The sequence below is a fragment of the Thalassobacillus devorans genome (assembly GCF_900176565.1).
In the GTDB taxonomy this organism is placed as follows: Bacteria; Bacillota; Bacilli; order Bacillales; family Halobacillaceae; genus Thalassobacillus; species Thalassobacillus devorans_A.
Window position 1 is genome coordinate 314206 of the sequence record NZ_FXEH01000005.1, and the last position, 20305, is coordinate 334510.

17 protein-coding genes are annotated in these 20305 nt (G+C 43.2%); all 17 read right to left on the minus strand.

The genetic code is table 11. The features are described from left to right. Window positions 1–119: 119 nt before the first annotated feature. The 17 genes from B9Y67_RS06430 to secA all read right to left on the minus strand — a co-directional run bounded on the left by B9Y67_RS06430 (window position 120) and on the right by secA (window position 20130). Window positions 120–2213, minus strand: coding sequence for a heavy metal translocating P-type ATPase (locus B9Y67_RS06430; protein ID WP_085505936.1), 2094 nt, complete (start codon window positions 2211–2213; stop codon window positions 120–122). Between the two features lie 19 nt (window positions 2214–2232). Continuing rightward, the gene (locus tag B9Y67_RS06435) at window positions 2233–2475 is read right to left on the minus strand and encodes an SHOCT domain-containing protein (protein ID WP_085505937.1); all 243 of its coding nucleotides are present in this window, start codon (window positions 2473–2475) and stop codon (window positions 2233–2235) included. A 154-nt stretch (window positions 2476–2629) separates the two neighbouring features. Beyond that, on the minus strand, window positions 2630–2881 hold the full coding sequence (locus B9Y67_RS06440; protein WP_085505938.1) for a hypothetical protein: 252 nt from the start codon (window positions 2879–2881) through the stop codon (window positions 2630–2632). Window positions 2882–2956: 75 nt separating this feature from the next. Next, complete coding sequence (locus B9Y67_RS06445) at window positions 2957–3637, minus strand: response regulator transcription factor (protein ID WP_085505939.1); 681 nt, start codon at window positions 3635–3637, stop codon at window positions 2957–2959. Beyond that, window positions 3630–5021, minus strand: a complete 1392-nt coding sequence (locus B9Y67_RS06450) for a sensor histidine kinase (protein WP_085505940.1) — start codon at window positions 5019–5021, stop codon at window positions 3630–3632. The genes B9Y67_RS06445 and B9Y67_RS06450 overlap by 8 nt, the downstream gene beginning before the upstream one ends. Before the next feature lie 23 nt (window positions 5022–5044). Further along, entirely contained in the window at window positions 5045–5776 is a 732-nt protein-coding gene (locus B9Y67_RS06455) for an urease accessory protein UreH domain-containing protein (RefSeq protein WP_085505941.1), read from the minus strand. Window positions 5777–6008: 232 nt separating this feature from the next. Next, window positions 6009–7193, minus strand: coding sequence for a PDZ domain-containing protein (locus B9Y67_RS06460; RefSeq protein ID WP_085505942.1), 1185 nt, complete (start codon window positions 7191–7193; stop codon window positions 6009–6011). A 139-nt stretch (window positions 7194–7332) separates the two neighbouring features. Beyond that, complete coding sequence (locus B9Y67_RS06465) at window positions 7333–8844, minus strand: S41 family peptidase (RefSeq protein ID WP_085505943.1); 1512 nt, start codon at window positions 8842–8844, stop codon at window positions 7333–7335. A gap of 131 nt (window positions 8845–8975) precedes the next feature. After that, the gene (locus B9Y67_RS21090; protein ID WP_085505944.1) at window positions 8976–10352 is read right to left on the minus strand and encodes a murein hydrolase activator EnvC family protein; all 1377 of its coding nucleotides are present in this window, start codon (window positions 10350–10352) and stop codon (window positions 8976–8978) included. 64 nt (window positions 10353–10416) lie between these two features. Further along, window positions 10417–11313 (minus strand): permease-like cell division protein FtsX, encoded by an 897-nt coding sequence (ftsX, locus tag B9Y67_RS06475; RefSeq protein ID WP_085505945.1) that lies wholly within the window; start codon window positions 11311–11313, stop codon window positions 10417–10419. Further along, complete coding sequence (gene ftsE, locus B9Y67_RS06480; protein ID WP_085505946.1) at window positions 11303–11989, minus strand: cell division ATP-binding protein FtsE; 687 nt, start codon at window positions 11987–11989, stop codon at window positions 11303–11305. The genes ftsX and ftsE overlap by 11 nt, the downstream gene beginning before the upstream one ends. A gap of 351 nt (window positions 11990–12340) precedes the next feature. Further along, the gene (gene cccB, locus B9Y67_RS06485; RefSeq protein ID WP_085505947.1) at window positions 12341–12697 is read right to left on the minus strand and encodes a cytochrome c551; all 357 of its coding nucleotides are present in this window, start codon (window positions 12695–12697) and stop codon (window positions 12341–12343) included. 66 nt (window positions 12698–12763) lie between these two features. Beyond that, the gene (locus B9Y67_RS06490) at window positions 12764–13639 is read right to left on the minus strand and encodes a YitT family protein (protein ID WP_441007556.1); all 876 of its coding nucleotides are present in this window, start codon (window positions 13637–13639) and stop codon (window positions 12764–12766) included. Window positions 13640–14584: 945 nt separating this feature from the next. Further along, complete coding sequence (gene panF, locus B9Y67_RS06505) at window positions 14585–16024, minus strand: sodium/pantothenate symporter (protein ID WP_085505950.1); 1440 nt, start codon at window positions 16022–16024, stop codon at window positions 14585–14587. Next, entirely contained in the window at window positions 16021–16293 is a 273-nt protein-coding gene (locus tag B9Y67_RS06510; protein ID WP_085505951.1) for a YhdT family protein, read from the minus strand. Before B9Y67_RS06510 ends, panF begins: the two co-directional genes overlap by 4 nt. 144 nt (window positions 16294–16437) lie before the next feature. After that, window positions 16438–17539, minus strand: a protein-coding gene (gene prfB, locus B9Y67_RS06515) for a peptide chain release factor 2 (RefSeq protein WP_139823746.1) whose coding sequence is annotated in 2 segments (ribosomal slippage) — window positions 16438–17466 and window positions 17468–17539 — 1101 coding nt in all. Because the reading frame shifts where the segments join, the coding sequence is not laid out codon by codon here. Between the two features lie 77 nt (window positions 17540–17616). Further along, a complete protein-coding gene (gene secA / locus B9Y67_RS06520; RefSeq protein ID WP_085505953.1) occupies window positions 17617–20130 on the minus strand; it encodes a preprotein translocase subunit SecA in 2514 nt (837 codons plus the stop codon). Between the last annotated feature and the right edge of the window lie 175 nt (window positions 20131–20305).

Here is a 20305-nt window from a genome sequence, read left to right on the forward strand (position 1 = left end):
TCATACTTTTTATAGTTCCTTAGTTTATTACCCGGAAATATTGCAGAAATCGTGCATAATTCATAAAGAAAATATGAAAGGCTGTGGAGGACTCATCCTCACACAGCCTAAAATAACAATTAAGCTTTCAACAGTTTGGCATTTATGGCTACAATAACCGTACTGAGACTCATCAGAACCGCCCCGACAGCCGGGCTCAATAACAAGCCCATGAATGCCAGTGCCCCGGCGGCAAGCGGGATGGCAACTATATTGTAACCTGCTGCCCACCATAAGTTTTGCAGCATCTTCCGGTACGTCTTCTTCGAGAGATCCATGATACTGACAACATCTTTAGGATTACTTTTTACAAGGACGACATCAGCTGTTTCCATCGCAACGTCGGTTCCGCTGCCGATTGCAATCCCTAAGTCGGCTGTAGCAAGTGCCGGGGCATCGTTGACCCCATCTCCTGTCATTGCCACTTTCCAGCCTTTCTGCTGGATCTTTTTGATTTGATCCGATTTATTGTGAGGAAGTACTTCTGCATAAACCTCCTCAATACCTAATTGATCCGCTACCCAATCAGCTACTTTTTGGTTGTCTCCTGTTAACATGATTGGATGAATATCCATTTCTTTGAGTCTTTCAACCGCTTCCTTGGCAGAATCACGTACCATATCAGCTAAAGCGATCATCCCGATAAGCTCATCATCTACAAGGACAAAAACTACTGTCTTCCCTTTTTCAGATAAAGAATTAAATTGGTCTTTATCGTATTCATACGAACGCTCATTGACATATCCGGGGCTGACGACCAGTACTTCTTTTCCTTCTACTGTTCCTTTTAATCCTTTACCTGTCATGGATTCAAAATCTGATACTTCTTTCAGCTTCAGTTCCTGTTCCTCTGCTTTATGGAGTACCCCTTCTGCTAACGGGTGCTCGGAGTTTTGTTCCGCGCTGGCTGCCCAAAGCAGGACATCATTTTCATGATGGGATCCTGCAGGGATAATATCGGTTACTCCGAACTCTCCTTTTGTCAAAGTTCCAGTTTTATCAAAAACAACAGCATTCAGTTCCCGGGCACCTTCAAAGTTGGTTCGGTTTCTGATCAGCAGGCCTTTTTTAGCAGAAATAGATGTCGAGACGGCAACAACCAATGGTGCAGCAAGTCCAAGTGCGTGTGGACAAGTGATGACCATGACCGTTACCATGCGCTCTAATGCCACGTCAAAGGCGTAACCCAGCGCAAGCCAAATGAACAATGTTCCAAACCCTGCTGTCAACGCAATATAGAACAGCCATTTCGCTGCACGGTTCGCTAAATCCTGGGTTCTTGATTTAGAATCCTGCGCTTCTTTTACCAATGTGATGACTTGGGATAAATAGGTATCATCACCCGTCTTCTTGACTTCAATCGTCAGCGAGCCTTCCTGGTTGACGGCACCCCCGATAACCTCTTCATCTGGATTCTTTTCTACGGGCATCGATTCTCCCGTCAGCATAGACTCATCAATTGCTGATTTCCCTTCAAGAATGACACCATCGACGGGTATTTTTTCACCAGGTTTCACTAATACGTGATCGCCTGTTTGCAGGTCTGAAACAGCTATATCTTCTGTTTCCCCATTCTCCTTCACTCTGTGTGCTTCATTCGGCATCAGCTTGACCAATTCTTCCAGCGCATTGGACGCTCCCATAATTGACCTCATTTCAATCCAATGACCAAGAAGCATGATATCAATTAATGTAGCGAGCTCCCAGAAAAAGTTCTTTCCGCTCCAGCCAAAGACTACTAATGAACTGTAGCCGTAAGCGACGAAAATAGCTAATCCGATCAATGTCATCATACCTGGATTTTTTTGCTTCAATTCGCTGACTGATCCAGTCAGGAAAGGCCAGCCACCATAGAAAAATACAATAGTAGAAAGCCCAAACAAGATCCATTGATCAAATGGAAATCTCCAATCCACACCCATGAAATCCTGAATCATCGGCGAGAGAATCAAGATTGGTATCGTCAGAATCAGCGAAATATAAAATCGTTTCTTAAAATCAGCAACCATATCCCCATGGTCGTGGTCGTGATGATCGTGACCGCCACCATGCTCATGCTGATCATGTTCTTCATGGGCCTCGTGATGACCGGTTGCCGAATGTTCACCTTTCTCATGTTCTTGAGTATGCTCTTTATGATTATCCTCTGTATGATGTTCGTGCTTATCAGCCATCATGATTCCCCTTTCTCTTTTATTCTTCTAATTTCCGTTTTAAGCGATCATATTCTTCTTCTGAAATTTCTCCTCCTGCCAATCTATCTTTCAATGTCTCAAGTGATTTATTACCAGATGAGGAACGAGTGGTATTGTTATTAGACCCTGGTTTCATCATCCATACAAAAATGGCAATGATTGCGATAATGATAATAATCCAGATAAATCCAAAGCCGAAAAAACCACCCATTCCTCCGTTCATTCCACCGCCACCCATCATAACTAACACTCCTTTAAATCTGTTTTACAGTATACCCATTCCACGGTAGGTATTATTCTAATCAAAAAAATCCTTATGAAAAAAGACAGTCGCGTCATCAACTGTCTTCTTTATCTGAGTGAGTCACGAGGAAGGGAGCATACCCCCTCCCTGATTAAAAGTTGTTCATCATACCTCTATCGCCATTGCCTGGACCGTTTTGTCCATGACAATCCTGATACATTTCTTCCAATTGAGAATCGTCAAAATTTGGGTGCATTTGTTTCATAAAAGGGAGCATTTCTTCAAAACTTCCCTGCCAAAAACCCTCACCTTGTACCGGCTCGTCCCCATCAGCCAGTACGATATTTCCAAAACCTAACACTAAAGCAGCTGTAGCTATCCCTGCCAACAATTTTAGCTTCACAACCATCCCTCCTTTCTTACTTTTTACTTTACCCACTAATTATGGAGAAATGGTTGAGAGGATGTTACAAATCTTTTAACTTTTTGAAGGCTGGACCCATTTATACCCTACTCCCCAAACCGTCTGGAAGTAGTCATCGATCGGGAAACCAGAGTTCCTTATTTTCTCCCGCATATTACGGACGTGGGAGTCGATTGTTCTTCCTTCTGTATCGGAATCAAACCCCCAAATCAGTTCGATTAACTGATGACGGTCATAAACGCGGTTCGGATGATTCATCATGTATCCAATAACCGCGAACTCTTTCGGTGTCAACTTGATAGGTTTACCCTTATAAGTTAGCTGGTGGTTATCTCCATCCCAGATCAAACCATCTGTTTCGACAGCATTTCCTTTTCCTGTTCTTCTCAACAAAGCTTCCATTCTGGCAATCAGTTCATCAGCATCGAATGGCTTGGTTATGTAATCATCGGCTCCAAGCTTCAAACCCTTAACGATATCCTCTTTTTGCTCCCTTGCTGTAACCATAATGATAGGAACTTCTGAGATTTCCCGTATGGATTGACATACTTCCCATCCGCTCATTCCTGGCATCATGATATCTAGCAGCACGATATCAAATGACCCTATTTTCACCTTTTCCACTGCTTCTTCTCCAGATACTGCCTGGTCACATCGAAAACCCTCGGGCTCCAGGTATAGCCGGATCAGATCGATCATCCTCTGTTCGTCGTCTACTAATAAAGCTTTAATCATTATTTTCACCTCCCGGAAGATCTATAATAAAAGTTGTTCCATTACCCAGGCTGCTCTCAACGCTAATTTGCCCACCATGCAGCCGGATGATTTCTTTCACAATGGCTAATCCTAATCCCGAGCCACCACTCGCCCGCGAGCGAGATTTATCAACCCGGTATAATCGGTCAAAAATGAACGGCAGCTCCTCAGAAGGAATCCCGCTACCTTCATCCCTTACTTTCACAACTGCACGTCCCTCTTTCTGGTTGGAACTAACGTGAATCGTTCCACCCGCAGTTGAATGCTTCAAGGCATTATCCAGTAAATTGAGAATGACCTGCTGAAAACGTTCCGGGTCTACCCAGCCTTCTACTTCTTCCGGGCATTCCAGCTCCAGTCCCACTTCTTTTTCTTCAAATACAGGATGCAGACGATTAATGACTTTGTCCAAAGAGTCACATAACTTCACCTGTTCTGGTAAGATTGAAAATTGATTTTGATCCATTTTAGCCAAGGCAAACAAGTTTTTCACCAGCATTGTCAGTTGTTCAGATTCTTCTTTTATGATGTTCAAGTAATGCTCCCGGTCTTTTGACGTCAAGCTGCTTCTCGAAGCGATATCCGCATACCCTTTTATATAGGTGAGCGGTGTACGTAATTCATGAGCGATATTAGCAAGAAAGTCATTGCGTTCATTTTTCAAGTGCTCTAAATCTCTGGCTAATGTTTGAATCGCGGCAGCAAGTTCGCCTAATTCATCTTTTCTTTTTGTCATTTCCAGTGATATATTAGTTTCTCCCATGCTCATTCGCTCGGTCGTCTGTTTCAAATGAAGCAACGGTAAAGTCAAAAAGCGGGTTAAAATAAATATAGTGATGATTGTCAATAAAACGGTAAACAAACCAATAATGATAAATTGTCTGGTCAGCTCATGCACTACTTGCTGGACAGAATCAGAAGGTGAAAACATATAAACATGCCCCATCATTTTTCCTTCAACGACAATCGGAGACAATGTAGCAATATACGGTGCAGATCTCCACTTTTCTTCAATGACTCTTCCAATGTGCCCTGTATTCTGATAATCATTGTCTTTAATCAAATGAGTGATTTCATCTGTGGCAGCTGTAGATTTAGAGAGGATTTTCCCTTCATTATTAGTGATGATGACATCTGTAGCGGCCTCTGTTTCCATCAATGCTACATGATTCAAAGTAACATCATCGAAGCTTTTCTCCAGTACATCCCGGTGGCTATTCCCGCGTGCGAGCAGCCCGTCCAATACCTCATCCACTTGATCAGAGACAAGATTCGTATAGAGGACAGAAAAGAGCAATACTTCCACAATCACAATAAATATAAAAAATATCGATGCGACTTTCCAGGATAATTTATTCAGCATAATACCAGCCTCAATTCATTCATTTACCAGTAAGTCAATGTATCTAAAATCCCGACAAGGATTAGAAGAATACCTGCTACCCTTTGGACAATTGCTCCGGCACGCCGTCCTTTTCTTAACAGGTTACCACTTAAACCAAAATAAGCAATTAATCCAATAAACAGCAGCAAGGGTATCGAAGTCCCTAACCCGAAAACTGTTGGCATGATTGCCCCATAAGAGGTCGCCACTACAATCGGCATCAACGTAAGGAAAAACAATACGAACATCGTAGGACAAAAAGCTAACGTAAAGCCTGCACCTAAAAAAAAACTTCCCCACGGTGATGGATTCGACATCAAACGGTCTGGAACTTTAAATAAAGTAATCGTTTTGCGGAATTTTATCCATCCTATTAAAAATACGCCGATTAAAACCAACAAAGGCCCAATCGCTTTCCTCATCCAAGGGAACATAGCCTGGAGTTCCTGGAAGATATCCCTGCCCAGCCACCAAAAAAGGAACCCTAACCCAGAGAAAACGATGATTTTTCCTAACAGGAACATCCCAATATGTCCCCACGGTATTTTTGTGCGAAGCGATTGGTTTCCGTAAACGGTCATTGCACCTATATTACTTGTTAATTGGCACGGTGCAGCTGCACCGACCAGTCCCAGCATCAACGCATATAACAATGGCCATTCTTGTACGCTGTAAGACAACTGAATGACCGGCTCCATCACTACTCTGCTGATCCAGTTTAATAATTCATACATAGCTGTCCTCCTCTTGTTATAGAGTAATCGTTTATTTTGCAGAAAATGTGCAGGTTTACTATGTAGAAAAACTAAAAAACTTAGAGGAACAATATCTCCTCTAAGTTTTTACATATACAAGTTTATTTCATAATCCGTATTTACAACTATTCGTTTTGTTTCATATCGTTAAATGAGGTGGGACTGGCTGGGAGACGGATCGCTTTCCTTCGTGCCAAAAAGGAATGTTGAATTAATGGGAGACGGCTTTTTTTCTTACATCCGCTTTGACGAAAAGCAACCCCAGGTCATAGGGATCGTGCTGATAAATCGCTCGTTGGGTAAAGCGAATTTCACCATGTTGATCACGTATTTCCATTTTACATAAGGCGCGGTTAACGTTCATGGCGTGGTAGAACTCTTCTTCATTGGTCACTTTCACCTGATTTACACGTTCGATAAGGTCTCCGACACCTATTCCCATCTGTTCGGCTGGACTGTTTTTGATAATTCCTAATACCGTCAGCCCCTGATCATTCGCCGAAAAATAAGGAGCTTTTTTATCACGAACGCGATACAACGTATGAATAAATAACTTTCCTACGACAGCTAGGCCGACTGCAGCTATGGATAAGAATTCCCACCAATAACTGACTATCGCAACTGTTGTGACAAGGAACGCCAGTAAAAACAAACCGCTTCCCAGCTTTTTTGCAGCAGTGACAGGATGGTGACCTTTTGTTACTACGTCAAAACCACTCAGAAAAGGTACCACCATCAATCCATAACTGCCGCCTGCTATATCAAGTAATGGCCACCAAGTCATAAAGGGGGTAATGGCACCGCCTGGTATCAAAACAAATATAGGCATCATCCCCAGCTTTTTCAACCGGTGCTGGCCGATCCACTTTCCCCGGGATCCTGCCACCAGCTCTGGAAATGTCTCCTTGTGGTTCAGCCGGAGTACCCATATCGCTTCCAGGAATAATCCCCCCGCCATGATTACCGTTATACTGGTAAGCGATACGCCGGAGAACGCTTGCTGCCATTCCTCAGGTATAAAAGAAACAGAAATATTTTGTAAAAGAAAAATAATTCCATATCCTACAGTGAGTGTATAAGCGGCAGACAGCACGTTTAAACGTAATATCAGGCTCATCAAAAGTATGAGGGCACTTAACAATAAAATGACTGGAAATGGAATGACAATACCTGCTCCTACCATCACTAGTGACAAGGTAATCCCGGTAAGGAACCCTGTTACCCATGTCCCTTTCGTTTCTGCAAAGACATCAAAAATACGAATACCGAACATGTCTCTTTCCTTTCTGACTCTCTTAAAGGAAACAATTAGACCCAACAGGATAAACCAATAAAGAAGCGGCTGCATCATTAGTCGTCCTGGTATTTGTGTAATTTCCTGAAGCCATCCTCCCACCTTTTATAACCTCCTTCGATAGAAAACTTGGCTTGTAGCCAAGTCCTTATCTTTAATACAAACTTGCTTAGGCAGCAAAAAAAATATCCGCAGTCACTGACTACGGATATAATTCGCTATCCACTCGCTAAATCCTGCTTTACTGCTGGAATAAAACGTCCAGCGCTTTTTCCATTTGTTTATCATTCTTACCATCTTGTATGAGTTCCACAATTTTTGCTTCGATTGACCCGCCGGTTTTTTGATCAATGGCTCCAGTCACTTTCAGGTTTTCGTCTTCCTGAAATTGCTTTACTGCTTCCTCTGTTTTCTTATCAAAATAACCATCGGAGCGTTCCACATCATAACCCAGTCCATCAAGCATTATCTGGATATTTTTTATTTTGTCGTTGTTTTGATCATACTCCAAAGGCTCTTCTATCTCTACTGGATTGGTGTAGAAATAAGCGGGTTGTTTTACTTTCACAGTAGGTTGGACACCCTTCTCATGTATCCAATTGCCGTCAGGCGTCAACCACTTGTATAATGTGATTTTTATAGTGCTGCCATCCCCCATCGGAATAGCTTGTTGAACGGTACCTTTTCCGAAAGTGTTCTCACCGACCAGTTCATACCCCCCTGCTTCCTGCATGGCAGCAGCCAATATTTCAGAAGCAGAAGCACTACCTTCATCCATAAGTACCGTAACCGGGTAATCTTTTTTATCTTTCATTTTAGAGAAATAACGCTCTTTTTCTCCATTTTTATCTTCTACTTGTACGTATGGAACATCTTCAGGAATAAAGTTCTGTAAAATTTCCTGTACATCGGTAAATAAACCGCCTGGATTGCCTCGGACATCGATGACCAATCCTTCCATGCCTTTACTCTCTAATTCATTCAATGCTTCTTTAAATTCGTCCGATGTTTTTTCTGAAAAAGAGGTGATCTCAATAACCCCAGCTTTCTTACCATCCTTTTCTTTAATTTCCGAATACACCGTTTCTAACGGTATATCATCACGTACAATATCGATGGACAATGAATCCGATACGCCTGGGCGCTGGATTGTCAGAGTGACTTCTGTACCTTTCTCCCCACGGATTTGTAGAACAGTCTCATACAGATCCAGCCCTTCCACACTTTCACCGTCGACAGCAAGAATCTGGTCATTTGGTTTCAGGCCCGCTTCCTCAGCAGGGGATCCCTTAATCGGTCCGACAATGGTCACCTTCCCGTCGACCATACTGACTTCAGCGCCAATTCCTTCAAATGAGGACTCAATGGATTGATCGAATTGCTCCATTGTTTCTTTATCCATATATACACTATACGGATCATCCAGTGTTTCAAGCATACCCTGGATAGCACCTTCCATCAGCTGTTTATCATCGACTTCCTCCACATAATTCTCTTTGATGACATTGTAAGCCTGCTCAACCTTTTTCATATCACCAGAGGCATTGTTGCTGTCGCTGCCTGCTGCAAAATTCTCTAACAGTTTTTTTTGTTCACTTTCACTTAAGTCAGCAAATCGCTCAACCTTTTGCTCGGATTCTGACCCTGTATCAGGTTCTGATTGGGCAAGCTGGATGCCAAAATACGAGCCGGCAGCTCCAAGCAGTAAGGCTGCTACCAGCAAAATCACAATATGACTCTTTTTTAAATTCATCACCTTCACCCTTCTATCCTTAGAGTTCCATGGAGCCGGCTGTCAATTGCAGAAAAAGGCATCACACCGAAAATGTGCGATGCCTTTTCTATTATAGTTTATGGTCTGCTTGTCCCGTAAATACCAAGTAATTACTTAAGATATGGCATAGGGTTGATTCCGCCATTTTGACTCCACTGACCATTGTGTACTTCGAAATGTAAGTGGCTGCCGAAAGACCTTCCCGTATTACCCATATCACCTATGCGTTGACCGTTACTTACAGACTGACCAAGTGAAACAGAACGTTTAGACAAGTGTGCATATACGGTACTCTTATTATACTGCGGATGATAAATATATACAACGTGTCCATAACTGCTTGAATAAGCAGAACGGGTTACTGTTCCTGCTGCAGCGGCTTTAATCGGTGTACCGGTAGCATTCGCAATATCAATTCCTTTATGATCGCCTAAACTTCGCTTTCCATAGCCAGAACTCAAACGACCAGCTGCCGGCCAAGCGAAAATTCCGCTGCCACCGGAGCTAAGATTACTACTGGAGCTGCTGCTAGTTGATGTCTGTTTCGGTTGGCTCTTTTCTTCCTGTGCTTTCAAAGCTTCTAAACGCTCGCGCTCTTTACGAGCAGCTTCTTCTTTTTCTTTTTCCTTTTTCAAGCGCGCCTGGCGTTCTAATTCTTTTTGGCGTTCAATTTCTTTCTCGATCTCGGTTTTCTGTTGATTAGCCTGCTGCATTGCCTTTTCAACTGCAGCTGCCTGGTCTCTCAATACTTTTTCTTCCTCTTCCAGAGACATTTTGTGTTCATGCAGTTCATCATGCTGTTCTTCAAGCTTCTTCAGAAGTTCTTTCTTTTCTTTCTTCTGGCTGTCTAACTGTGCTTTTAAATCTTCCAATTCTTTTTTCTGTGCTTTTAGTTCGGCCATTTTTTCTTCTACTTGCTGCTTCTTTTCTTCTAACTCTTTCTTTTCTGCAATATGGGTATCCATGATGTTTTTATCCTGATCCATAATGGTAGTTACTGCAGTAGCCCTGTCCAGGAAATCACCGAAATCCTGTGCTCCTAAAAGCACTTCCAAATAGCTCACATTTCCACCGTTGCTTTGCAGTGATTTCAAACGGTCTGTCAACACTTCTTCACGCTTTGCAATTCGTTCTTTCAAAGCTTCGATTTCCTTCTTCAATTGTGCAATTTCTTCTTCTGTCTTTTTAATTTCAGCTTGTTTAGCATCCAGCTTTTCCTGAGTTTTTGATAGTTTTCGATCCAAAGCAGCAATCTGCTCTTCCGTGTCTGCTTGTTTGGACAAATTCTTATCAATTTTACTTTCCGTTTCATTCTTTTCACTTGTTATGGAATTTTTATCTGAATCGATTTTCCCTTTTTCCTGTTCTAACTGGTTTAGTTCTTTCTTAATTTCATCAAGTTCTTCGTTAGCGAATACCTCTCCTGCTGAGAAAAAAGTAGTTGCTGTAACCATTACTGTAGTAAGTACAGTGAAAAACTTCTTCATCTCGTAGTTCCTCCCCATTTTTTGAAACATGTTTTTCTCTCTGTCACACCGGGTAACTTTATCACTAGACTCTCAAGAATTTTCGTACACTCATCACGCTTCCCCAGATTCCGATGATGACTCCGATACCGAGAATCAGCAGGGAAAGCTGCCATGCAAATGGGTCGAATGGAAGCAACTGGATAAATTCGAATTGAATTTTATCCCTCAAATTGTAGTATAAGTAATAATAACCTGATACTACTGCCGCAATAGGAATAATCGACCCTAAAATTCCCAGCAGCATACCTTCTATGAAAAATGGCCAGCGGATGAATCCGTTTGTTGCACCCACCAGTTTCATAATGCCAATTTCCTTTTTCCGGGCAATGATTGTAATTTTAATGGTATTGGAAATCAAAAATACGGCGGTCAAGACTAGCGCAACAATTAATGCTAAACCGATGGTACGTGCATAGTCGTTGAATTGCAGAAGCCTTTGTACGATTTCCCGGCCATAGTTGACCTCAGATACCCCTTCGATTCCTTTAAGGTCATCGGCAATTGCCATCGTATTGGTTGCATCTGCCGGTTTAACTACAAATGCATCTTTTAAAGGGTTGCTTTGGTCAAACAACTCGAATGCTTTACCTTCATCGCCCATACTTTCAACCAGGCGCTCCAATTCTTGCTCTTTAGATGAAAACTCTACGGTACCGACATCTGAAATTGACTTTATTTTTTCTTCCACTCTATCAATTTCGCTTTCATCTTCAACTGTCCGATCGAGCAGAACTTTAATTTCTACATCCTTCTCGACTTCCTGTGTAATCTGATTCAGATTCAGCATGATGGCCAGAAACACTCCGACCAATAACAGGGTGGTAGTCACAGCTCCCACAGATGAAACGGTCATCCAGCCGTTTCGCCATACACTCTTACTGCCTTCACGAAAATGCCTGCTGATTGTCCTAAGCTTCATAACCGTATTCACCTCGGTGCTCATCACGCGCAACCAAACCATCTTCAATGGCGATGACCCGTTTTCTCATTTTATCGACAATGTCTTTACTGTGAGTGGCCATCACGACAGTTGTGCCTGCAGCGTTGATTTCTTCTAAGATGCTCATTATTTCCCATGATGTATCAGGGTCAAGATTTCCTGTCGGTTCATCTGCTATCAGCAGTTTCGGATGATTGACGATAGCTCTGGCTATCGAAACCCGCTGCTGTTCGCCCCCAGACAGCTCGTCCGGAATAAAGCGGGCTTTATTTTTCAGACGGACTTGATCTAAAACTTCCATCACTCGTTTCTTGATGTTTTTAGGAGACTCTTCAATCACTTCCAACGCGAATGCGATGTTTTCATAGACTGATAGTCTTGGAAGCAGACGGAAATCCTGATAAACTACACCGATTTGGCGGCGGAGTTTTGGGATTTTGCGCTCCTTTAGGCTGGAAAGGTTAATACCATTTACCAATACGGTGCCTTTTGTGGGTTTTTCTTCCCGGAACATCAAGCGGGTAAATGTAGACTTACCTGCTCCGCTCGGCCCCACTACATACACAAATTCGCCTTGTTCAATATGTACATCTATACCATTTAAGGCCGTAACCCCATTGGGATAGGTCTTATATACAGATTGCATCTCTATCATAAATAAATCACCTTTAATTTCCTTGTTGTAATTCTCCTGGTGCTCTTCCAAGAATTTACCAAAACTGAACTCTGCTGGAATACCATAAATATTATAACATCACGATTCGCCTTTTTATGACACAAAATTATTACATTTTCATTTCAAAAGCTTATATCATTTAATTAAATTGCAATAATCATCATAACTCGACATAAATCCTTACGCAAAATCCCTTATAAATACAGATTTATTGACATACCTTGAAACCACTTCATAATAATCCTTTAACAAGGTTAGATTTCTTAGTACACAAAAAAACTTGAGCAAGCAATGCCCAAGTTTTTTTGTTAAGTATTACGTTCTTTACAATTACTCTTGTGTAGCCAACCAGCCGGCAATCATTTCTGCATCTTCACCAGTAGCTTGCTCGGCAGGCATAGAGCCTTTACCATTCTTGATGATGTCAAGAATTTCATCCTCAGAGTATTTGGATCCAATACTGTCTAGAGCTGGACCGGCACCTCCTGAGAGATCGCCACCATGACAGCTGGCACAACTTTCTTGATAAGCTTGTTCAGCTGCTGCAACATCGACTTCGCCACCGCCGCTTTCTTCTGTGCCGGCACCTCCGCCGCCATTTTCTTCAGCACCTTCATCTCCGCCGCCACCGCAGGCACCGAGCACAAGCGCTGAACCGAACAGTACAGCCATTAACGCTTTTTTCATTTCGTTACTCCCCCAATCGAAGTAGTTTATGATAGCGAATACACCATCAAGGATATTATAACCAATTCAGGAAGTTTTAAAACCCTTGCCCAATACCTCAGTGGCATTCATTGCCACTACAAAAGCCTCGGAATCAATCATTTTAACCGTTTGTGTCAATTTAATGAATTCGTTCTGCTGGACAACACACATCATCACTTTACGGCTTTGTTCTGTATATCCCCCTGAACCTTCCAATACGGTAACGCCCCGGTCTATTTCATTTAAAATGGCTTGGCGGATTTCTTCCACATGTTCTGAAATGATCATGACATTTTTCGACGTATTCAATCCAACCTGGACAAAATCAATGGTTCGACTTGTCGCAAATAAACCGATCAGCGCATATAATCCTGCTTCCAGGGAGAAGACAATTGCTGAAGTTATAACGATCATTCCATCCAATAATGCCACACTTACTCCTAAAGGAAGATGCGTATATTTATGGAGGATCTGTGCAGCCAAGTCGATTCCGCCAGTCGAGGCACGGCCCCTGAATACAATACCAAGACCGAGACCAACACCCATCCCTCCAAATATTGCACCTAATAAAGGGTTTGGTGTTGCTGGTGATAATCCACTAGTCATATAAACAAACAACGGAAGAATCAAAGTCCCGATGAATGATTTTATTCCAAAATTCTTCCCTAGTATAATAACTCCGGTAATGAATAACGGGACATTAAGCAGCCCCTGGACAAGTCCTGGCTCCCATCCAAAAACTCCTTTAGTAATGGTACTAATTCCGGCAACTCCACCGGATGCAATGTTATTGGGCAGTAAGAAGACGTTAAAAGCCAGCGCCACGAAAAATGAACCTATGATTACAAAACTGTATTCTAAAACATGCCGGAGCATTTCAGGCATCGGCTCCCTCCGATACCGTTTGGCCATCATCATCATTTTTTCCACCTCTAGTATGTTGAATTCTGCGAAGTAACGATCCTTCGTTTCTCTATTATCTTTAGCTCACGAGATAGGAGTATAACACTGGATTCTGAAGGTGTAAACGACAACAAAATAACGCATTAACACGGTGAAGCAATATTATAAGTGGCTTATTCAACTAAAGGGACGAAAAGTCGAAGACTTGATTTCGAGATAACAAGGGTTCTTTACCATAATAGCGTCAGGGCTGGTCGGGAAACTACTCGCTTTCCAGCTCCATCGCCTAGACACTCGCGACATAAGCAGTCCCTCAACGGGAAGAAAGATCACTTCCCTTTTGCTGTCCTGCTTATGCGTGTCGTGTCTCCCAAGGCGATTACGCATTCATTTCTTTCCTGCGGGGGACCTGGCAAGCCTCCTCAGGCTTTCGCCTTTGCGGGGTCTTGCCTAGATCCTTCTCCCGCGGGAGTCTCGCAGTTTCCCAACCACCCCATCCGAAGAATGAGAGCAACGAACCCCTGCCATATTTGAAGATGTCTTCTACTTTTAATGGATAATTGAACAAAGACGCGGTTTTTAGCTCACATTTCATGTGTAGCTCGTCGCTCACTCTTTGTTTAAAGATTACCGATGTTTCCGTTTCTCTCATAAACGCAAGGAGGGCCGGGAAATTGCGAGACTCCTCGAAAATGCTACGCATTTCCTTCGTGCGGTGTCTATTCAAGAAGCTTATTCAAAGTCCAATGGGATAATAGTACATGGTGAGATCCCGCAGGACTTTAGCCCGAGGAAGCTCACCGTACGCCCATGGAAAGCGAGTAATTTCCCGGACCTCCAAACCGTTACTACCGTAACGGAAACAACATATCTCGAAACTGAGTCTTCCATTAAAGGGAGCTTTAATGGAAGATTTAATAAAACTAAAATAATAGAAAACACTGGAAGTGATTCTCCAGTGTTTTACTCAGGAACAGTAGTACGTGAACTGGTTGCGATACTCACAACAACGTAACCTGCCAAGGAAAGTAATACAGGCATCACAACGGTGTGCATATCGAAAAGGTTCGGCAAGTAAAGATGGAATATTATATAGGAAAGAATACCAATCAGCATAGAAGCGAGAGCACCATATTTATTTCCTTTTTTCCAATATAACCCTAAAACTACCGGCCAGATAAAAGCAGCCTCCAACCCTCCAAATGCAAATAAATTCAGCCATATCAATAAATCCGGCGGATCGAGCGCCATCAAAAACACCAGTATCCCCAGGATAGCAGTTATCGAAAAACTGAGCTTTTTCACTTTTTTAGGTGTAGCTTTCGGCTCGATATAATTTAAATAGACATCTTTTACGACAGCCGAACTGACAACCAGCAAAAGCGAATCGACCGTTGACATGATGGCTGCCATGGGGGCAGCAAGGACAACACCGGCTAGCCAGGCAGGCAATACTTCCAGGGCAATCAATGGCATTACTTTGTCCCCTACCTCGATGCCAGGCATTATGGGACGGGCAAATACACCAATCAGATGCATATTCAACATGATGAAACCTACCACAACTGTACCGATAATCAAAGCCCTGTGCATGGCCTTGGAATTTTTATAGGACATCGCCCTTACGGTGACATGGGGAAGTCCTACGACCCCCACTCCGACCAATATCCAGAATGAAGATACATAACTGGCTGACAATGTACCTTCAGCCCCAAAGGGCGTAATCAAATTCGGGTTTTCTGCCTGAAGGTCAGCCATTATATTATCAATACCACCACCTGCAGCGATGGTTGCAATTAAAAGTATCAGGGTTCCTAACAGCATGACGATTCCCTGGACAGTGTCTGTTAAAGCAACTGCACGAAAACCTCCAAGAATAACATAAACTAGCACGGACAGCGCGAATATGAAGAGGGCAGATATGTAACTGAGACCGGTCAGCGATTCAATCAGCCGGGCGCCTCCTACCCATTGAGCTGCCATGGCTGAAAATAAAAATATGATAATACTGAATGCGGAAACCAGCACCACCCACTTACTCTGATAGCGCCCTTTCAGGAAATCAATCAGTGTAACGGCTTTATAGCGCCGGCTCATGATGGCGAATTTCTTTCCCAGCACCATTAATACAAAATATCCGGTGACTACTTGAGACATGGCAAGCAGCACCCATCCCAGCCCTTCCGTATACGCAACTCCAGGCCCACCGATAAAACTGCTGGCACTTCCATAAGTGGCAATCATGGTCATGGCCAGAATTAAACCACCTAATTGTCTTCCCCCAAGAAAATATTCCGATAAAAAGGAGGTATTGGTTGTTCTTATATGTTTGCTTGCCCAAAAACCAATAACGAAAATCAATAGAAGGAACAGCATCAGAGGGATTACTACAGACCAATTCATGAATCTTCTCCCCCTTCTTCCTCAAACGGGACCTCTACAAACCAGAACTTCACCACAAGTATGACGAGAACGGCCATGATGATAAATCCTAACACGCAGCTAAAGAAAAACCAGGATGGCAGGCCAAATATGTAATCGTAGGATGCTGGAGAAGCACCGCCTAAACCATAGGCAAAACCAAACCACCAAATAAAGTTGAATACAGCCAGACCGACTCCAATCCATGCTTCCCGGTGGGCAATCCGAAACCTTTCTTTATCTTCTGACATCACACAGCCCCTCCTTTCTTTTGAAATTACTTCTTTCATTGTAAGTGGAATCCTCGTATTTTTCACTATTTAACTGGGAAAAACCTGGTTCTAAGACAAAAATAAGACCCCGCTCTTCTTATGTGAGCAAGGTCCAGGCAGTCATTAATTCATTTGGGAACGCAGGTAGGCATTGATGAATGGATCAATATCGCCATCCATAACTCCCTGCGTATTCCCAATATCCAGGTTCGTACGATGGTCTTTTACCATAGAATATGGGTGAAAAACATAGGAACGAATCTGGCTTCCCCAGCCGATTTCTTTCTGCTCTCCACGGATCTCATCCAGTTCCTGCTGTTGTTTTTCGATTTCCAGCTGATATAGCTTCGCTTTCAGCATTTTCATCGCCTGTTCCCTATTTTTAATCTGGGAACGTTCTGACTGGCAGGTCACGACCGTGTTTGTCGGCGTATGGGTAATCCGGACAGCCGAGTCTGTCGTATTGACATGCTGGCCACCCGCGCCGCTGGAACGGTAGGTGTCGATCTTCAAATCTTCTGTACGCACATCAATTTCGACCTGGTCATCAAATTCTGGCATAACCTCACAGGAAACGAACGAAGTATGACGCCGTCCTGAAGAGTCGAATGGAGAAATCCTCACTAGACGATGTACTCCTTTTTCTGCTTTCAAATAGCCATAAGCGTTATGCCCTTTAATCATCAAGGTTACACTTTTGACACCTGCTTCATCTCCTGGCAGATAATCCATCGTTTCTACTTTGAAGCCTTTTCGTTCCGCCCAGCGGGTGTACATACGTAAGAGCATGCTTGCCCAGTCCTGGGATTCTGTCCCGCCTGCCCCAGGATGTAACTCCAGGATAGCATTATTTTTATCGTAAGGTTCACTTAACAGCATGTTGAGCTCAAATTGGTTCAAGTCTGTCTGCAATTGTTTGACTTCTTCTTCCAAGTCAGCAGCCAGCTCTTCATCATTTTCTTCTTTAACGAGTTCATAAGAAACCTCCATGTTCTCATGGGCTTCTTCGTGGTTCTCGAGGGTATGCACCATATCTTTTAAACCATTGACCTCATTAATGACTTTTTGAGCGTTATTCTGATCATCCCAAAAATCAGGGGCTGTCATTTCTTCTTCCAGTTCAGCAATTCGGGCCTTCTTTTGATCGACGTCAAAGAGACCCCCTAAAGTCCGCTAATCGCTTAGCCATATTGTCTAACTCATGACGAATTTCCGCCATATCCATAACAATCACCTCTACATTAATTTATTATCTTTTACAGGGGAAGACACTCCCCCTGAATGAGAGAGTGTCCTTCCAATCTACTTGCCGTGGCAGTTTTTATATTTTTTGCCGCTTCCGCATGGGCAAGGGTCGTTACGACCGACATCTTCTTTTTTTACATAAGGCTTACGTGTCTTCTTTTCTTCGCTCTGCTGGCTGCCGGAGACCGCCTTCGCTCCCTGAGCGACTTCCTGACGCTGCAGATTATTACGGACCTCCGCTTTCATGACGTAGCGGGAGACTTCTTCTTCAATGTTCTGAATCATTTGTTCAAACATGGAGAAGCCTTCCATCTGATACTCACGAAGTGGATCTGTCTGTCCGTAAGCTCTTAGGTGAATACCTTGACGCAGCTGGTCCATCTGATCGATATGATCCATCCATTTCTGGTCGACGGTACGAAGCAATATGACACGTTCAAATTCACGCATCTGGTCTTCTTCCATCTCTGTTTCTTTCTCGTCATACCGTTGCTTCACTTTTTCCATGAGGAGTTCGGTCATTTCTTCCGGCTCTTTTCCTTTTAATTCACCTTCTGTAATATCACCCTCATGAAGGAGGTTAGCTTGCATATACTTGACGATGGAATCTAACTCCCAATTCTCATCGAGTTCGTCCGTTGTATAAGCTTGGACAGTGCGTTCAATCGTTGATTGAATCATCTCTTCAATAATTCCACGGAGATTCTCGGAGTCCAGCACTTCGAAACGCTGCTTGTAAATAACTTCACGTTGCTGACGTAATACATCGTCATAGGAAAGCACCGTTTTACGGGCATCGAAGTTGTTGCCCTCGACTCGTTTTTGTGCCGATTCCACCGCGCGTGAAACCATTTTACTTTCGATTGGCTGGCTGTCGTCCATGCCTAAACGATCCATCATGTTGCGCATATTATCTGAACCAAAACGGCGCATCAGTTCATCTTCCATGGACAAATAGAATAGGGACATACCAGGATCTCCCTGACGACCGGAACGTCCACGGAGCTGGTTGTCAATCCGGCGGGATTCATGCCGTTCTGTACCGATGACGGCTAATCCGCCAAGATCACGAACACCATCTCCAAGCTTAATGTCGGTTCCACGTCCCGCCATGTTTGTTGCGATAGTGACAGCACCTTTTTGACCGGCATTCTCAATGATTTCTGCTTCCCGGAAATGATTTTTCGCATTCAGCACATTATGTGCCACTCCAGCCTTTTTCAAATAGCGTGAAATCAATTCAGACGTCTCGACAGCAACGGTACCAACAAGTACTGGCTGTCCCTTTTCATAACGCTGTTTGATTTCTTCAACAACTGCTTTAAACTTGCCTTCCATCGTCTTATAGACAAGGTCAGCCTTATCATCACGGATGATTGGTTTGTTCGTCGGAATAGCAATAACCCTCATATTATAAATATTCAGGAATTCTTCTTCTTCTGTTTTTGCGGTACCCGTCATACCAGCCAGCTTGTCATACATACGGAAGAAGTTCTGGAACGTAATCGAAGCTAGTGTCATGCTTTCATTCTGGATTTCCAGCCCCTCTTTCGCTTCAATAGCCTGGTGCAGACCATCGCTGTATCGCCGGCCTTTCATTAAACGGCCGGTAAACTGGTCGACGATGACCACCTCTCCGTCATCCACCACATAATCCGTATCACGGTGCATTGCCGCATGAGCTTTCAAGGCCTGGTTGATGTGATGGATAAGCGACACATTGGAAAGGTCAAACAAGTTTTCAATCGCAAAATAACGCTCCGCTTTATTGATTCCTTCCTCTGTCAATTGTACGCCTTTTGTTTTTTCCTCATACGTATAATCTTCTTCATTCTCAAGAAGCCGGACAAAAGCATTTGCTTTCACATATAAATCAGCAGACTTTTGCGCGGTACCAGAAATAATCAACGGGGTACGCGCTTCATCAATCAAAATCGAGTCCACTTCGTCAATGATGGCAAATGGCAACGTACGCTGCACCATTTGTTCCTTGTACAGCACCATATTGTCCCTTAAGTAGTCAAAGCCAAACTCATTGTTCGTCCCATACGTAATATCTGCATCATATGCTTCCCGTTTTTCTTCTTTAATCATGCCGTTTAAGTTCAAACCGACAGTTAATCCAAGAAAATCGTAAAGCTTGCCCATTTCACCAGCATCACGGCTGGCCAGGTAATCATTTACGGTAATAATATGCACACCATTGCCGCTAATGGCATTCAAATAGGCAGGCATCGTCGAAGCAAGGGTTTTACCTTCCCCTGTTTTCATTTCGGCGATATTACCTTCATGTAATGCAATTGCTCCTAACAGCTGTACGTTGAATGGGCGCATGCCTAGTACACGCTTTGCCCCTTCGCGGACTACCGCAAAAGCTTCAGGAAGCAAGTCATTTAGACTTTCACCATTTTGATAGCGTTGTTTAAATTCTTCTGTTTTATTACGCAGCCCATCGTCTGATAATTTTTCCATCTCAGGCTCCAACGCTTCAATTTCATCGGCTTTCTTTTGCAGCCGGTTGATCTGGCGCTGGTTGCCGTCACCAAAAATATTCTTTAGGGTTCCAAGCATTGCAACCGCTCCTCTATTAAATTGGTAATAATCCGGTTGTATAGTTTAATCCACACTTAATAATAACACTTCCTTTAGTTGCCTGACAACAAAGGGCACACAGCATGTCCTAACGACCAAAGAGCAGCCCGGGGATGGGCTGCTCTTTGGTCTGGAGACGTATGAGGTTTTGCGG

Bases quoted from the DNA above. Each gene is read 5' to 3' on its own strand.
- B9Y67_RS06430 (WP_085505936.1), bottom strand. From the start codon at position 2,213: ATGGCTGATAAGCACGAACATCATACAGAGGATAATCATAAAGAGCAT.
- B9Y67_RS06435 (WP_085505937.1), bottom strand. From the start codon at position 2,475: ATGATGGGTGGCGGTGGAATGAACGGAGGAATGGGTGGTTTTTTCGGC.
- B9Y67_RS06445 (WP_085505939.1), bottom strand. From the start codon at position 3,637: ATGATTAAAGCTTTATTAGTAGACGACGAACAGAGGATGATCGATCTG.
- B9Y67_RS06450 (WP_085505940.1), bottom strand. From the start codon at position 5,021: ATGCTGAATAAATTATCCTGGAAAGTCGCATCGATATTTTTTATATTT.
- B9Y67_RS06455 (WP_085505941.1), bottom strand. From the start codon at position 5,776: ATGTATGAATTATTAAACTGGATCAGCAGAGTAGTGATGGAGCCGGTC.
- B9Y67_RS06465 (WP_085505943.1), bottom strand. From the start codon at position 8,844: ATGAATTTAAAAAAGAGTCATATTGTGATTTTGCTGGTAGCAGCCTTA.
- B9Y67_RS21090 (WP_085505944.1), bottom strand. From the start codon at position 10,352: ATGAAGAAGTTTTTCACTGTACTTACTACAGTAATGGTTACAGCAACT.
- ftsX (WP_085505945.1), bottom strand. From the start codon at position 11,313: ATGAAGCTTAGGACAATCAGCAGGCATTTTCGTGAAGGCAGTAAGAGT.
- ftsE (WP_085505946.1), bottom strand. From the start codon at position 11,989: ATGATAGAGATGCAATCTGTATATAAGACCTATCCCAATGGGGTTACG.
- cccB (WP_085505947.1), bottom strand. From the start codon at position 12,697: ATGAAAAAAGCGTTAATGGCTGTACTGTTCGGTTCAGCGCTTGTGCTC.
- B9Y67_RS06490 (WP_441007556.1), bottom strand. From the start codon at position 13,639: ATGATGATGATGGCCAAACGGTATCGGAGGGAGCCGATGCCTGAAATG.
- panF (WP_085505950.1), bottom strand. From the start codon at position 16,024: ATGAATTGGTCTGTAGTAATCCCTCTGATGCTGTTCCTTCTATTGATT.
- B9Y67_RS06510 (WP_085505951.1), bottom strand. From the start codon at position 16,293: ATGTCAGAAGATAAAGAAAGGTTTCGGATTGCCCACCGGGAAGCATGG.
- secA (WP_085505953.1), bottom strand. From the start codon at position 20,130: ATGCTTGGAACCCTAAAGAATATTTTTGGTGACGGCAACCAGCGCCAG.